This is a genomic window from Chloroflexota bacterium (genome assembly GCA_016219275.1).
GTDB lineage: Bacteria > Chloroflexota > Anaerolineae > UBA4142 > UBA4142 > JACRBM01.
Map to the genome: position 1 here is coordinate 14391 of JACRBM010000009.1, position 14762 is coordinate 29152.

The window sequence follows — 14762 nt, forward strand, 5'->3', positions numbered from 1 at the left end:
GCGATGGATCAGGGAGGTGATATGGCGCAATCAAACGTAGATTGGCAAACCACAAGATTGGTTAAAGGGGGAGGAAATTAGAATGAGCATTTCACGACGTGATTTTCTCAAACTCGGCGGCGCTGCGGCAGGCGGACTGTTGATCGGAACCGGTCTACCGAACACCGTGTCCGCCGGTGGAGAAGATCCAAAATTTCTTTTGCACAAAAAGGTCGGCGAGATCACGACGATCTGCACGTACTGCGCGGTCGGTTGCGGTCAGGTCGTCGGCGTGCAGGGCGGCAAGGTCGTCAACGTCGAAGGCGACCCGGATCATCCGATCAATCGCGGCACGCTGTGCAGTAAGGGTGCGGCGAACTGGCAGGTCATCTACAGTCCCGAACGCGTGACGCATGTGCAGTATCGCGCGCCAGGTTCCGACAAGTGGGAAGCGAAACCCTGGGACTGGGCGCTCGACCGCATCGCGCAAAAAATCAAAGAGACACGCGACAAGAATTTCATCGCGAAAGACAAGGACGGCGCAACCGTCAATCGGCTCGAAGCGATTGCGTACATGGGCGGCGCGCAACACACCAACGAAGAAGTCTATTCCTGGGTCAAAGCCGCGCGCGCGCTCGGCATCGTCTACCTCGAACATCAGGCGCGGATCTGACACTCCAGCACCGTCGCCAGTTTGGCGGCAGCGTTTGGACGTGGCGCGATGACGAATCACATCGCCGATTTTGCGAACTCGGATGTGATTTGGATTATGGGCGGCAACCCTGCCGAAAATCATCCAGTCGCTTTCAAGTGGATCACCAAAGCGATGGAAAGGGGCGCGAAACTGATCGTCGTGGATCCGCGCGTGACGCGCAGTGCATCGGCGGCAACACTGTACGCGCCGATTCGCTCCGGCACCGACATCGCGTTTATGGGCGGGATGATGAGTTACATCCTGGAAAACAAACTCTACCAGGAAGAGTACGTGCGCGAGTACACGAACGCCTCGTTCCTCGTCAACCCCAAGTTCGAATTCAACGATGGTTTGTTCAGCGGCTACAATCCGACGACGAAGGCGTACGACAAAGCAACGTGGACGTATCAACTTGATGACAAGGGCATCCCCAAGCGCGACCTCACGTTGAGCGATCCACAATGCGTTCTTCAACTGATGAAGAAACATTATTCGCGCTACACCTTCGATAAGGTCTCCGCGATCACCGGCACGCCGAAAGGTTTGTTGGAGCAAGTGTACAAAATGTACTCCGAGACCGGCAAGCCGGACAAGGCGGGTGCGATCATTTACGCGATGGGACAGACCCAGCATTCGTACGGCACACAAAACGTCGAGTCGCTCGCGCTCGTGCAGTTGTTGTTGGGCAACGTCGGCGTCGCCGGCGGGCAGGTCGCGGCGATGCGCGGCTTGCACAACGTGCAGGGTTCGACCGATATGGCGGCGCTGTATCACAACTTGCCCGGCTATCTCGCCGCGCCGACCGTGCGCGATCAATCGCTCGCCGATTACTTGAAACGCGTTGTGCCAACGACGAGCGATCCCAAGAGTTTGAACTGGTGGAAGAACTATTCCAAGTACATCGTCAGTCAACTCAAGGCGTGGTTCGGTGATGCAGCCACCAAGGACAACGATTTCGCGTTCAACTGGTTACCCAAGACGGCGGCAGGCAAAGATTACTCGCACATTCCGCTCTTTGAAGCGATGAAAGCCGGCGATATCAAAGGGTTTATCGTTATCGGACAAAACCCGGCGGTCGGCGGACCGAATGCGGGCATGGAACGCGAGGCGCTCGCGAAACTCGATTGGATGGTCGTCTCGGAATTGTGGGAAACGGAAACGACGGCGTTCTGGAAACGACCGGGCGCAAAGCCGGCGGACATCCAGACCGAAGTGTTCTTGCTCCCCGCCGCGTCCTGGGTCGAGCGCGAAGGAAGCGTCACAAATACCGGACGCTGGGTGCAGTGGCGCAACAAGGCGATTGATCCGGTCGGCGACAGCAAACCGGATTTGTGGATCGCGAATCAAATTATGAATCGCGTGCGCGCGCTGTACGCGAAAGAAGTCGGCGCGTTCGCCGATCCAATCACGAAACTCGATTGGAATTACGGCGACGGTTTGCCGAACGCGCACTCGATTGCAAAAGAGATCAACGGTCGCGCGGTCGTGGACGTGAAAGACGACAAGGGTGTGGTGTTGATCGCGCAAGGCAAGCAAGTGCCGGCATTCGCGTCTCTGCGCGATGATGGCACGACGACGTGCGGCAGTTGGATCTATTGCGGTTACTATACCGATGCTGGGAATATGACGGCGCGGCGCGACCATAGCGACCCGACCGGCTTGTATCTCTATTCCGGCTGGGCGTGGAATTGGCCCGTCAATCGGCGCATCCTCTACAATCGCGCATCGCTCAGCCCGGCGGGCGTGCCCTGGGATCCAAAACGTGCGCCGCTCAAATGGAATCCGGAAACGAAAGCATTTTCGGGTGATGTGGTGGATGGCGGCGGCGCGCCCGACGCGATCTATCCGTTCATTATGAACAACGAAGGCGTCGCGCGACTCTTTGCCGCCGGTCTCGCCGAAGGTCCGTTCCCCGAACATTACGAAGCGTGGGAAAGCCCGGCGACGAATCTGATGTCGAAACAACAGATCAACCCGGTGGCGAAAATCTGGGAATCGGATTCGAACAAGCGAAGCGACGCGAGCAAGTACCCCATCGTCGGCACGACGTATCGTTTGAGCGAGCACATGCAAGCCGGCGCGATGAGCCGCAATCTTCCATGGCTCGTCGAAACGCAACCCGCACCGTTCGTCGAAATGAGCGAGCAACTCGCGGCGGAAAAAGGAATCAAGAATGGCGACCGCGTGATCGTCGAAAACACGCGCGGCAAAGTCGAAATGATCGCCGTTGTGACCAAGCGCTTCAAGCCGTTCAACATCAATGGCAAAACTGTGCACCAGGTCGGCTTGATTTGGCACTGGGGTTACGAAGGCGTGTCCACCGGCGACAGCGCGAACAGTTTGACGCCGCACGTCGGCGACGCGAACACGACGATTCCCGAATACAAGGCGTGGTTGTGCGATGTGAGGAAGGTGTGACATGGCAAAAGCAATGCTGATAGATACTTCGATCTGCATCGGTTGCAAGGGATGCCAGGTCGCGTGCAAAGAGTGGTGGAATCTCGCACCGACGAAAACGACCCAGGTCGGCACGTACGAAAATCCGCTCGACCTGAGCGCGGATACGTTGACGCGTATCCGGTTCAACGAGTACGAAGCGGGCGGCAGGGTGCGCTGGCTGTTCTTGAAATGGGGTTGTCTGCAATGCGCGAATGCCGCGTGCGTGGATGTGTGTCCGACTGCCGCGCTCAAGAAAAATGAAATGGGCTTTGTCTCGCTCGAACGCGATTTGTGTAATGGTTGCGGCTACTGTTCGCAAGCGTGCCCGTTCAACATACCGCGTCTCGAAACGATCAACGCGCTCACTGGCGAAGCCAAAGCGACGAAATGCACGTTCTGCCAGGATCGCGTCACGAACGAGTTGACGCCCGCGTGCGTCAAGACGTGTCCCGCGGCGGCGCTCGGATTCAACGATCGCGACAAGGTGCTCGCAACTGCCAAAGTGCGCGTCGAGGACTTGAAGAAACTGGGTTATGCCGAAGCGCGCGTGTACGGCGAAACCGAACTCGGCGGGTTGGGGCGCGTGTACGTGTTGACCGCGCCCGCGTCGGCGTACGGCTTGCCGGAAAAACCGGAATATCCGGTGTTGGCGAACCTGTGGCAAAACGTCGTGCAACCATTCGGCTACGTTGCGACTGGATTAGTGGCGGCAGGTCTCGCGCTCAACTGGTTTGCGACGCGCCGCGCGCAACTCGGCGATGTGGAGACGATCACGCCGGAGAAATAAAGTGCGTTGAATAGTTTTCTAGTTGCATCGTTGGATAGTTGGAGCGACAACTATTCAACGATCCAACTATGCAACTATCGAAACGGAGAAACGAAAATGTCATCAATCGCAACGGATATCCAAGCGCGCGCGCGTCAGGTGTTGGTGCTGCGCTTTACCAGCGCGGAACGCGTCGCGCACTGGGTTCACTTTGTCGCATTCACGGTTCTGCTGGGAACGGGTTTGTTCATCTACGCGCCGTTCCTCAAAGCATTCGCGGTCGGCGAAGCCGGGATGGCGGCGCGGCTCGCGCATCGCCTCGCCGCGGTCGCGTTCATCAGCGCGCCCGTCATTTATCTCGTCTTTTCGCCGCGCGAGTTTTGCTACTCGCTCAAAGAATCGTTCACCTGGGGCAAGGACGATACGGGCTGGTTGCAGAATGCGTGGAACTATTACGCGCACGGCAAAGCTGGCACGATGCCGCCGCAAGGCAAGTACAACGCGGGACAAAAATTCAACGCGCTGACGCAGATCATCACATTCGGGTTGTTCGTCATTACCGGGTTCGTGATGTGGTTCGGCAAGGGGAGCGTTGCGCCCGACGTGTTCATGTGGAGCGTCCTGGTTCACGATCTCTCGGTCATTGCGACCGTGTTGCTGTTCATGCTCCATCTCTATCTCGTCGCGGTGCATCCGCTGATGCGCGAATCCATCACGGCGATGTTCGAAGGCACCGTGACGGAAGAATTCGCGCGCCAACATCACGGCAAGTGGCTGGCAGAGCGCGTGTATCGCAAGCGGGAAAAGTAGAGAACGGTTGCGGTAGCGTTCTTGGAAAACGCGAGGCGTGAAACGGACTGCATATTGCATCGTGCGTTTCACGCCCCGTATGATTTCCAGCGCGAGTGAATCCGGCGCGATCAAGGAACGCGTCGTTCGATTCCCTCGACGCGATCGAAATCTTCGTTGTAACTCAGAATGGTTTTGATTTTCTGTCGTTCCATGTGTGCCACGGAAAGTGCGTCTTCAAAATCGAACGAGGTGGTCGCATAGAGGTCGAGCGCGCGTAGGAAGGCGCGACGATGTGGAAGTTTCAGCGCCGGTAAACTGACCAGGGGCAGCAGCAACGCGCGCACATTCTCGCGCGGTTGATTGTAGAGCGCACGCGAAGAGAGAACGTAAACGATCTCCGCCAGTACGGATTTTGAAGTGACCAACCGGATTTCTTTGCGCTTGACGCGCTGAAAAAGTTCGTAGCACCGCTCCGCTTTTGTCGCATCGTCTTTTGTCAAATAGCGCAGAATGACGTTCGTGTCGAGGAACTCCATCTGCGCGCTCCTTTGTGTTGTTTCTTGGTTTTGCTGACTCGATAGTGCGCGCGTTCCTCACGCGCTTGGCGGCGAACCCCTTTCCAATTCGTGGGACGCGACAGTGGCTTGACCGCGCCATAGACGGATTCGAGCGTCATGTCGGCAGGCACTAGTTCAACACGCCCTTCGTTCGGTAACACGAAAGGTCACGCGGTCGGATGGCTTGATGCCAAGCAGTTGGCGGATGGCGAGCGGTATAGTTACCTGTCCTTTTTGGGTCACCGTGGTAAGATGTTCCTGCATTTCCAAACGCCCGTGTGCAATTATTACTTTGAACAGAAGTAATACTAGCGCATTCATGTTGGTAAGGCAAGTCGCTTTGTGTTGGTCGGGCTGGCGCCTTGACGCGCTGTCTCTTTTGGGCTACACTCGCGTCAGCCAAGTTGATTCGCCAATTGGGCGATGGAGTGGGGTCTTGCATTCTGCTGAAACTCTATCCATTCTCAAATCCAAACGCGCGCGGCGACCTGAACTCGCGGGCGCGCTCGATATGTACATCGCGATTCTGGAAGCGCGGGCGGTAATCGAATTACCATTTACCAATTACCCTTTCTCTGCCGACGATATTGACGCATGCCTCGCACGCGGCGAGCCGCTGTTGCGTGTGGACGAACTCACTTTCGATTGGGACGCAGTCGCGCGACTCGCGCGAACGATTTGCGCCATCGCGGCGCGCTATCGCCCCGAAGCCGCCGACGCGTTCGCCGAACTCGCGCGCGAATTCGAATCGCCCGCGCGCACAAAAGAACTCGCGCGCGCGTTCCTCGCGCCCGAAACAATCGAATTGCCACTTACCAATTACCAATTACTTGCGTTTGTTCTCACCCATGCGCTTCACCCCTGGCTCTCCGCGCCCGCGCGCGCGCTCCAATCATCGGTGCGTGCGGACGCGTGGCAGCGCGGCAACTGTCCGATCTGCGGCGGCGAACCGGATTTTGCCGCGCTCACCCAAGAAGGTGGCGCGTGGCGTTTACTCTGCGCGCGATGCGATGCCGAATGGACATGCCCGCGCGCACATTGTCCGTTTTGTGGCGCGGAACCGATCGCGTACTTTCCGAGCCAAGATGGCGCGTATCGGCTGTACGGGTGCGATCGTTGCAAACGCTACCTCAAAACGATTGATCTGCGCGAATTCGCGCGCGAGGCGTGTCTGCCTGCCGAGCGCGTGTTGACGATTGGAATGGATGTTGCCGCGCTGGAAGCGGGCTATCAGAGCGCTTGACGCGTGCGCGCAAATTTGCCGGACTGGGCGTTATCGCTAAAATGAAAGCAAATCCCGGTGAGGTGGAGAGCGTATGCACGAAATCGGCATCGCACAAGACATGCTCAGGATCGCGCTCGACTATGCGGCAAAGCACCATGCCAAGCGCATCCTGGGTTTCCATGTTGAGATGAGCGCGCTGGCGGATGAAAGCGATGACGCACTGCGGTTTCATCTCGACATGCTGACGCGGGGCACACTGGCGGAAGGCGCGCGCATCGAAGTCACGCAAGCGCCGGTGCAAGCCAAGTGTTTCGAATGTGGAAACGATTTCCAATTGACGACCGATATCGCGATTTGCCCGCGGTGTTCCAGTATGCAGGTCAACATTGTGGATGCCGACGAGTTTCGACTCGCGAGTATCGAGATCGAATAGATTGACAAAATGATGCTACGGCGAATTCATATCACCGGCGTCGTGCAAGGCGTCGGGTTTCGCCCGTTTGTGTACCAGCTCGCGACGCGCGCGCGTCTGGGCGGCTGGGTTGCGAACACGTCGTCTGGTGTGGACATCGAGGTCGAAGGCGATGCCGCCGCGCTCGACGCGTTTACCCGCGCGCTGTCCGACGAAAAACCGACGCTCGCGCGTATTGATTCGCTCCAATCCCAGGATGGTTCGTCGAATGGCGCCGCGCACTTTGCCGGATTTGAAATTCGCGCGAGCGTTCCGCAAGCCGGCGCGTTTCAACCGATTTCCCCCGATATTTCAATTTGCCCCGATTGTCTGCGCGAATTGTTCGACCCCCACGACCGACGTTATCGGTACCCGTTCATCAATTGCACGAACTGCGGTCCGCGCTTTACGATCATTCGCGATATTCCCTACGACCGCCCGCTCACGACGATGCGCGATTTCGCGATGTGCGACGATTGCGCGCGCGAATATCACGATCCGCTCAATCGCCGCTTTCACGCGCAGCCGGTCGCGTGTGCCAAGTGTGGTCCTAAAATTTGGCTAGAGCCGAATTCGGAATTCAAAATTCGGAATTACGATTTCATCGAACAGACGCGCCGCATACTCGCCGCCGGACACATCGTCGCGATCAAAGGACTCGGCGGTTTTCATCTCGCGTGCGATGCGACGAATGATAAAGCCGTGATGAAATTGCGCGAACGCAAGGGGCGCGTGGACAAGCCGTTCGCGTTGATGGCGTACGATGTCGCGGCAGTCGAATCATTTTGTTTTGTGTCCAACGCCGAGCGCGTGCTCCTCGAATCACACGCGCGTCCGATTGTGCTGTTGCGACGCCGTCCCAACGCGCCGATCAGCGAGCACATTGCGCCGCACAACGATTTTCTCGGTGTGATGTTGCCGTACACGCCGTTGCACTATTTGCTAATGGCGGATGGCAAATCGGCAAATGCGGACCCAGGAATTCCGAATTTCCCAACCGCGCTCGTGATGACCTCGGGCAACTACTCCGAGGAACCCATCGCAACCGACAACGCCGACGCGCGCGAACGACTTGCGAATCTCGCGGATTACTTTTTGCTGCACGACCGCGATATTGAAACGCGCGCGGACGATTCAGTTGTGCGTGTGATTTCCCTCCCCAGCGAAGCGGGGGAGGGTCAGGGTGGGGGTTGGGTCGGGGTAGAATACCCGCTTCGCCGTTCGCGCGGGTACGCGCCGTACCCGGTTAAACTGCCGTTTGCGACGCGTCCGACGCTCGCGGTTGGTGCGGAGTTGAAGAACACGTTTTGCGTCACGCGCGAGCGGTACGCGTTCCTTTCGCAACACATCGGCGACCTCGAAAATTTCCCAACGCTCGAATCGTTCGAGCAACAGATCGAACATTTCAAACGGCTGTTCCGCATCGAGCCGGAAATTATCGCGCACGATTTGCACCCGGAGTATCTTTCGACCAAGTACGCCAAAACGAATTACGAATTACGAACACCTGCCCTTGCGGGCGGTGCAAGGGTTGCGAATTACGCAATTCAGCACCATCATGCGCATATTGCAAGTTGTATGGCAGAGAACAATGTCCCGCGCGATGAACGCGTCATCGGCATCGCGCTCGATGGAACTGGATACGGTACCGACGGTAAAATCTGGGGCGGCGAATTCCTAATTACCAATTACGCTCATTTCACGCGTGCGGCGCATCTAGCGTACGTGCCACTGCCCGGCGGCGATGTCGGTATCAAGCGCGTGTATCGCGGCGCGCTCGCGCATTTGCATCACGCGGGAATCACGTGGGACGACGATCTGCCGTGCGTCGCGGCGTGCAACGAAACGGAGCGCGGTGTGATTCGCCATCAGATCGAAACCGGGTTCAACGCTCCGCTCACCTCGTCCATGGGGCGCTTGTTCGATGCGATTGCCGCGATCATCGGCGTGCGCGCAACGATCAACTATGAAGCGCAAGCCGCGATTGAGTTGGAGCATCTGGTAGTGGAGGATTTGGAAGCCGCGTATCAAGTATCAATTGCCAATTACCAATTCCCGATTGAGATTGACCCTGCTTCCGTGATTCGCGCGACCGTTGCCGATTATCGCAAGCGCGTGCCGCCGTGGGTGATCGCGAGTAAGTTTCACAACGCAGTCGCGCTGATGTTGCGCGATGTCGCCGTGATGCTACGCGAGCGCGAGGGATTGAACCGCGTCGCCTTGAGCGGTGGTGTGTTTCAGAATGTGACTCTGCTCACGCGCGCGGTCGCGTTACTGCGCGACGCCAATTTCGATGTGTTGATTCACCGTCTCGTCCCGCCGAATGACGCGGGCATTTCACTTGGTCAAGCGGCAATCGCGAATGCAATTTAGGATTTGCGATTTAGCATTTATGATTTTGGATCGCGCGCACACAAATCCAAAATCATAAATCAGAAATCATAAATTGGAGGGCAAGATGTGTCTCGGGGTTCCCGGCAAAATAGTTGACATTTATGAGGCGAGCGGCTTGAAAATGGGGCGCGTCGATTTCGGCGGCGTCACCAAAGAAGCGTGCCTCGAATACGTCCCGGATATTCAAGTGGGCGAATACACGGTGATTCACGTTGGCTTTGCGATCTCGCGTCTGTCGGAAGCGGACGCGCAAGAGACGCTGGCGTTGTTGCGCGAGGTGGGCGCATTCGAGGAGGAGTTGGGGGCACCGAATGAAATCACTTGACGCGTATCGAGATGAAGTTCAAGTTCGCGCGGTGTTCGATCAACTCGCGCGCGTCATCACGCGCGAATGGACGTTGATGGAAGTGTGCGGCGGGCAGACGCACTCGATCATGCGTTTCGGCATTGATCAACTCTTGCCCAAGCAGATTGACCTGGTGCACGGACCTGGGTGTCCCGTCTGCGTGACGCCGCTCGAACTGATTGACAAGGCGCTGGTGATTGCCGCGCGTCCCAATGTGATCTTTACGTCGTTCGGCGATATGCTCCGCGTACCTGGCTCGACGACCGATTTGTTTCAAGTAAAAGCGCGCGGCGGCGATGTCCGGATCCTCTATTCGCCGCTCGACGCGCTGCGCATCGCGCGCGACAATCCGTCCAAACAAGTCGTTTTCTTCGGCGTCGGCTTTGAGACGACCGCGCCGGCAAATGGGATGGCGGTGTTCCAAGCCAAACGCGAAGCGCTGAAAAATTTTTCGATGCTCGTGTCGCATGTGCGCGTGCCGCCCGCGATCACCGCGCTGATGAGCGATCCGGCAAATCGCGTGCAAGCATTTCTTGCGGCGGGACACGTTTGCGCGGTGATGGGATACTGGGAGTACGAACCGCTCGCGGCGCAATTTCGCGTGCCGATGATCGTCACCGGCTTTGAACCGCTCGACATCGCGAACGGAATCCTGGCGGCAGTGCGCCAACTCGAACAAGGTCGCGTCGAGGTCGAGAACGCGTATCCGCGCGCGGTCACGCGCGAAGGGAACCAACCGGCGCAAGCATTGATCGCGCAAGTGTTCGAGGTGTGCGACCGCAAATGGCGCGGCATCGGCGAAATTCCCCAGAGCGGCTGGCGTCTGCGCGACGAGTTCCGCGAGTACGACGCGGAACAGCGTTTCGACGTTGGCAGTTTACACGTGAACGAATCGCCCTTGTGCATCAGCGGTTTGGTTTTGCAAGGACGCAAAAAACCGAACGAGTGTGTCGCGTTCGGTAAGCAGTGTACGCCCGCGAAACCACTCGGCGCGACGATGGTCTCGTCCGAAGGCGCGTGCGCGGCGTACTATCGGTACGCGCGGCACACATTCGCGGTAGTTGGATAGTTGAATCGTTGGTCGAACAAACGATTCAACTATTCAACCAATTAACGATCAAACTTTCAAAAGGTTTATCAATGATTACTCTGCAATGTCCGCTTCCACTCCGCGATTATCCCAACATTGTGATGGGACACGGCGGCGGAGGGAAATTGTCGCACGATTTGGTGCAACATCTTTTCGCACCCGCATTCGACAACGCGTTGCTCGCGCCGTTGAACGATCAAGCTGTGTTCGCGGTGGAGGGCGCGCGGCTCGCGTTCACGACCGATTCGTTCGTCGTCAAGCCGATTTTTTTTCCGGGAAGCGACATCGGCGCGCTCGCGGTGAATGGCACCGTGAACGATCTTGCGATGAGCGGCGCGCGTCCGATCTATCTCAGTGCGGGATTCATTCTCGAAGAAGGGTTTGCGCTCGACGATTTGACGCGTGTGGTGTACTCGATGGCGGAGGCAGCGAAACGCGCGGGCGTGCAAATCATAACCGGCGATACCAAAGTCGTCGAAGAAGGACACGGCGACGGCATCTATATCAACACGGCGGGCATCGGCATCGCGCCAAATGGCGTGAACATCGCGGCGGCAAACGCGCGCGCGGGCGACGCGATTATTTTGAGCGGCGCGATTGGTTTGCACGGCATCGCGATTCTTTCGCAACGCGAGGGCTTACGCTTCGATTCCGAAATCGTGAGCGACTGCGCGCCGCTGCACGACCTGGTTGCGGCGATGCTCGCGGTCACCCAAGACATTCATACCTTGCGCGATCCGACGCGCGGCGGAATCGCGAGCGCGCTCAACGAAATCGCAGAGGCGGCGAAAATTGGCATTGAGATTGACGAGCGCGCGATAGCCGTGCCGCGCGATGTGGCGTCCGCATGCGAGATGCTTGGTCTCGATCCGTTCTACGTCGCGAACGAAGGCAAGTTGATTGCGTTCGCGCCGAGTGAGATCGCGCCGCGCGTCGTCGCCGCGCTGCGCGCGCATCCGTTGGGGCGCGATGCGGCGATCATCGGACGCGCCGTCACAGCGCATCCTGGGATGGTTGTCGCGCGTACTTCCATCGGCGCGACGCGGGTTGTGGATATGATGATCGGCGAGCAATTGCCGCGCATTTGTTGAAGCGGGATCGGGCATTTGAACAGATTGGTAAAACCTGGTTGTTTTGATGATGCGGATTTTAGGTGGTCGTCTTGGCGCGCAAAGCCAGGTTCAATCCACCGAGGATGACAAGTACTGCGCCGATACCCCAACAGACACTGATCCATGCGGAGGAGCCGAGTTGAGTTTCGAGTGCCGTGACAGCCACCGGTGCGTGGCGCGTGCTCTTGCCGTTGGTCTCAACGTCCTCCAGTTGATAATAGTACGTTTGTCCCGGTTGAACGTCGTTCAAGTATTGGTAGGTACCGCCGATCACCAGATTGTCGGAAGCCGGAATCAGTTGCGCGTTGATGCGCGTGTACGGACCCTCAGCACGATTACTGCGATAGAGATTGAAGCCAGCGATATGAATTTCGCTGACGGTTTTCCACATCAACACCACGCGACTCGTCGTGCCTTCGCGTGCAACGCGCGCATCGAACGAAGAAAGTGTGACTGCCGCTTGCGCACTGGTTGTACACAAAGCAAGAGACGCGAACAGCGCGATAGCCAGCGCAAGCAAACCGGATCGCCATCCATGTATTTCCATTATGCGCCTCCTTCCTGATATGAGCGTAGAGACGTTGCCAATGCAACGTCTCTACATTGAGAATCTTGCGGGGAATTATGTCATGCCTAGTTCGACTTGCGACGCGCCAAGTACCCTGCTCCACTCAACAAGGTGATGACGCCGAGACCTAACCCGAGGAGCATCACCGTGTCATTCGCCGTGCCCTCCGCCCCAAAGGTCGAGAGTGTGACTGCGGTTGGCGAACCGGGCGCACCACCAATTGCAAACGGCGAGAACTCTGTTACCCCTGGCAATTCCACATAACTGCCATTTGCATCGCTCCCGTTCGTATACGTCCCCGTCAACCGTACCCACGCCGTACCATTGCAATGATAGATTGCAATTTCCGCTGGATTGGTATTGCCGTTCAACTCGTTGTTGTTATAGTAGAGGCGCAATGTCGCCGCGCCCCCAAGCGTGGTCGGCGTGATGTTAAAGTGCCGCAACACTGGCGCGCCTCCCAATGTCACACCGCCGCACGAGACCGACGCAGGTGATTGATTCAGTGTCACCGTGAGATTCGTCGCGCCAAAATTCGCGCCGCTCGTTTGGGTGACCGTCGCCGCAACCAGATTCTGTGAGTGGTTGAAGCTGACTGCCGCACCGTTCGTGATGCTTTGCGCTGGCGCCTCGCGACGGAGCGCACCGGTCACAGTCAGCGAAGTGCAACCCGCGCCACCACTCACCGCGACGAAATCATCGGTTGTGTCCAAGAGCGTCCCCGCATTGATCGTCACGCGGCAGAAGGTTTCGGTGCTACCTGCGCCAGCGCGACTCAATGTCGCCGTACCATTTCTCGCAAAGACCACTGTCCCACCAGAGTGTGTGAAAGTACCACTCGAAGAATGCGTCCAATCACCATTTACCGTTAATGGGTTCAGCGTTGAGTTGGTTAGAGCAAAGTTCGCGGTGCCGGACAGAATGAGGTTTCCGTTCACGGTGCGCGGCGCACCTTGGGTCCAAGTTTTGTTGCCACTGCCGCTGAAAGTGAGGTTATTGTAGTTGCGATCAGTCACTGCCTGATTACCGGCGTTGTAGTATTCGACAGTGCCGTTTGTTTCCAGACTAGTGAGATTCCACTGCCCACTACTATTGGTCTGAAAGGACGTATTACTTGCTGCTGGTCCAAGACCATCCGCATCAGACAATCGGATCAAACCATTGGCGCCTGTCGTTACTATATGTGTGCCTGAGTTGGCACTCTGAAAACTGCCACTTGATCCGAAATCTATCGTTCCATTAACCGTCAAGGTACTATTGGCTGTGCTCATGGTCACGTCGTCATTAGCGCCTAACGCAAGTGTCGTACCAGAACCAGCCGTCACGTTTCCGTTGACGGTAAAATCGCCTGCTGTTGTCTTCGTGCCACTGCCACTCGTGCGGAGCGCACCGTAGGTCAGCGCGTCTATCTCCTGGTTGCCAGCTCCTGCAAAGTCAACGGTCATACTGGTCAATGTGTCATTTGTAAAAGCGTACTGTCCCGCGTATGCGTTGGAGGTGTCAAGACGCGTGACTTGAATCGTGCCAGAACCGTTGATCGTGTTGGTTGCGCCCCCAATCACCACTGCCGCCGCCGGGCTGAACACGGCATTCGCGTTCACCGCCATTGTGCCATTCACGTTAAAGTTGGTCGTGGCGTTAATCGTCGCCGCCGTGTTCGAAAGCGTCAGATTCTCAAATGTAGTTGTGGAAGAGCCGCCGATTGTTTGAGCCGCGGAGCCGTTGAGAACGACAGTGATGACATCATCTCCACCGACAGCAGTAAACGTGTCGTTGTTGGTGAAATTAGCTCCAACATTCAACGTGTGCGTCCGTGTCCCACTTGCGCTCACTGCCGCAATCGCGCCACTTGGACCGTTGATTACCACATCGCCAGTAACCGTCAAGCTGTCGTTAGCCGCGGCATTAAAGTTGAGCGTACCATTCACAGTCAAACTCTGAATCGTCGAGCTAGCAAGATCGTACGAAATCGTGTGGGTAGATTGAATCGTAACATCATCCACCGAAATCGGAACGCGACCGCAGGACCAGCGCGCAATCGTGTTCCAAGTGCCACTACTTTGCGAGGTACACGTCAGCAACGGCGCCGCGTTCAAACTCGGCGCAGATGCTAAAAGCGTCGCGAGCAACGCCAAGCCAAGTAACCCAATTCGAATCAACTTCGTTTTCATTTTGTAATTTCTCCCTTGAACTTCAATGTTTGCTAATTTGTAACTGCTCAGGCGGTTGATGCAGGTTGCGTAGCCAAGATGGGCGGCACATAGGGTGTTCCTTGCAACGCCGACTTGAGTGCATCCAAGACCCGCTGTCCGTTTTTCTGCGCGGTGGAAATGTAACTGCGAACTTGGC

General features: G+C 57.1%; 13 protein-coding genes. 9 read left to right on the top strand and 4 right to left on the bottom strand.

Features of this window, described 5'->3' with window-relative positions; genetic code table 11:
* Window positions 1–82: 82 nt before the first annotated feature.
* The 3 genes from fdnG (at window position 83) to HY868_01345 (ending at window position 4688) form a co-directional block, all read left to right on the top strand.
* On the top strand, window positions 83–3091 hold the full coding sequence (gene fdnG / locus HY868_01335) for a formate dehydrogenase-N subunit alpha (protein MBI5300750.1): 3009 nt from the start codon (window positions 83–85) through the stop codon (window positions 3089–3091).
* A gap of 1 nt (window position 3092) precedes the next feature.
* Window positions 3093–3899, top strand: a complete 807-nt coding sequence (locus tag HY868_01340) for a 4Fe-4S dicluster domain-containing protein (protein MBI5300751.1) — start codon at window positions 3093–3095, stop codon at window positions 3897–3899.
* A 96-nt stretch (window positions 3900–3995) separates the two neighbouring features.
* Entirely contained in the window at window positions 3996–4688 is a 693-nt protein-coding gene (locus tag HY868_01345; protein MBI5300752.1) for a cytochrome b/b6 domain-containing protein, read from the top strand.
* Between the two features lie 110 nt (window positions 4689–4798).
* Here the strand turns inward: HY868_01345 and HY868_01350 are convergent, their stop codons facing one another.
* Window positions 4799–5206, bottom strand: a complete 408-nt coding sequence (locus tag HY868_01350) for a PIN domain-containing protein (protein ID MBI5300753.1) — start codon at window positions 5204–5206, stop codon at window positions 4799–4801.
* A 156-nt stretch (window positions 5207–5362) separates the two neighbouring features.
* Window positions 5363–5491, bottom strand: a complete 129-nt coding sequence (locus HY868_01355) for an AbrB/MazE/SpoVT family DNA-binding domain-containing protein (protein MBI5300754.1) — start codon at window positions 5489–5491, stop codon at window positions 5363–5365.
* A 172-nt stretch (window positions 5492–5663) separates the two neighbouring features.
* Between HY868_01355 and HY868_01360 the strand changes: the two genes are divergently transcribed.
* The 6 genes from HY868_01360 (at window position 5664) to hypE (ending at window position 11824) form a co-directional block, all read left to right on the top strand.
* On the top strand, window positions 5664–6470 hold the full coding sequence (locus HY868_01360; protein MBI5300755.1) for a formate dehydrogenase accessory protein FdhE: 807 nt from the start codon (window positions 5664–5666) through the stop codon (window positions 6468–6470).
* A 73-nt stretch (window positions 6471–6543) separates the two neighbouring features.
* A complete protein-coding gene (hypA, locus tag HY868_01365) occupies window positions 6544–6885 on the top strand; it encodes a hydrogenase maturation nickel metallochaperone HypA (protein ID MBI5300756.1) in 342 nt (113 codons plus the stop codon).
* A gap of 9 nt (window positions 6886–6894) precedes the next feature.
* Window positions 6895–9276 (top strand): carbamoyltransferase HypF, encoded by a 2382-nt coding sequence (gene hypF, locus HY868_01370; GenBank protein MBI5300757.1) that lies wholly within the window; start codon window positions 6895–6897, stop codon window positions 9274–9276.
* An 85-nt stretch (window positions 9277–9361) separates the two neighbouring features.
* Window positions 9362–9622, top strand: coding sequence for a HypC/HybG/HupF family hydrogenase formation chaperone (locus HY868_01375; GenBank protein ID MBI5300758.1), 261 nt, complete (start codon window positions 9362–9364; stop codon window positions 9620–9622).
* Window positions 9609–10712, top strand: coding sequence for a hydrogenase formation protein HypD (gene hypD / locus HY868_01380; protein ID MBI5300759.1), 1104 nt, complete (start codon window positions 9609–9611; stop codon window positions 10710–10712). The genes HY868_01375 and hypD overlap by 14 nt, the downstream gene beginning before the upstream one ends.
* A 71-nt stretch (window positions 10713–10783) precedes the next feature.
* Window positions 10784–11824 (top strand): hydrogenase expression/formation protein HypE, encoded by a 1041-nt coding sequence (hypE, locus tag HY868_01385; GenBank protein MBI5300760.1) that lies wholly within the window; start codon window positions 10784–10786, stop codon window positions 11822–11824.
* Between the two features lie 58 nt (window positions 11825–11882).
* On the opposite strand, the gene HY868_01390 is transcribed toward hypE, so the two are convergent.
* On the bottom strand, window positions 11883–12392 hold the full coding sequence (locus HY868_01390) for a hypothetical protein (GenBank protein MBI5300761.1): 510 nt from the start codon (window positions 12390–12392) through the stop codon (window positions 11883–11885).
* A gap of 86 nt (window positions 12393–12478) precedes the next feature.
* Window positions 12479–14762 (bottom strand): hypothetical protein (locus tag HY868_01395; protein MBI5300762.1); only part of this gene is annotated, 2284 nt, incomplete at its 5' end.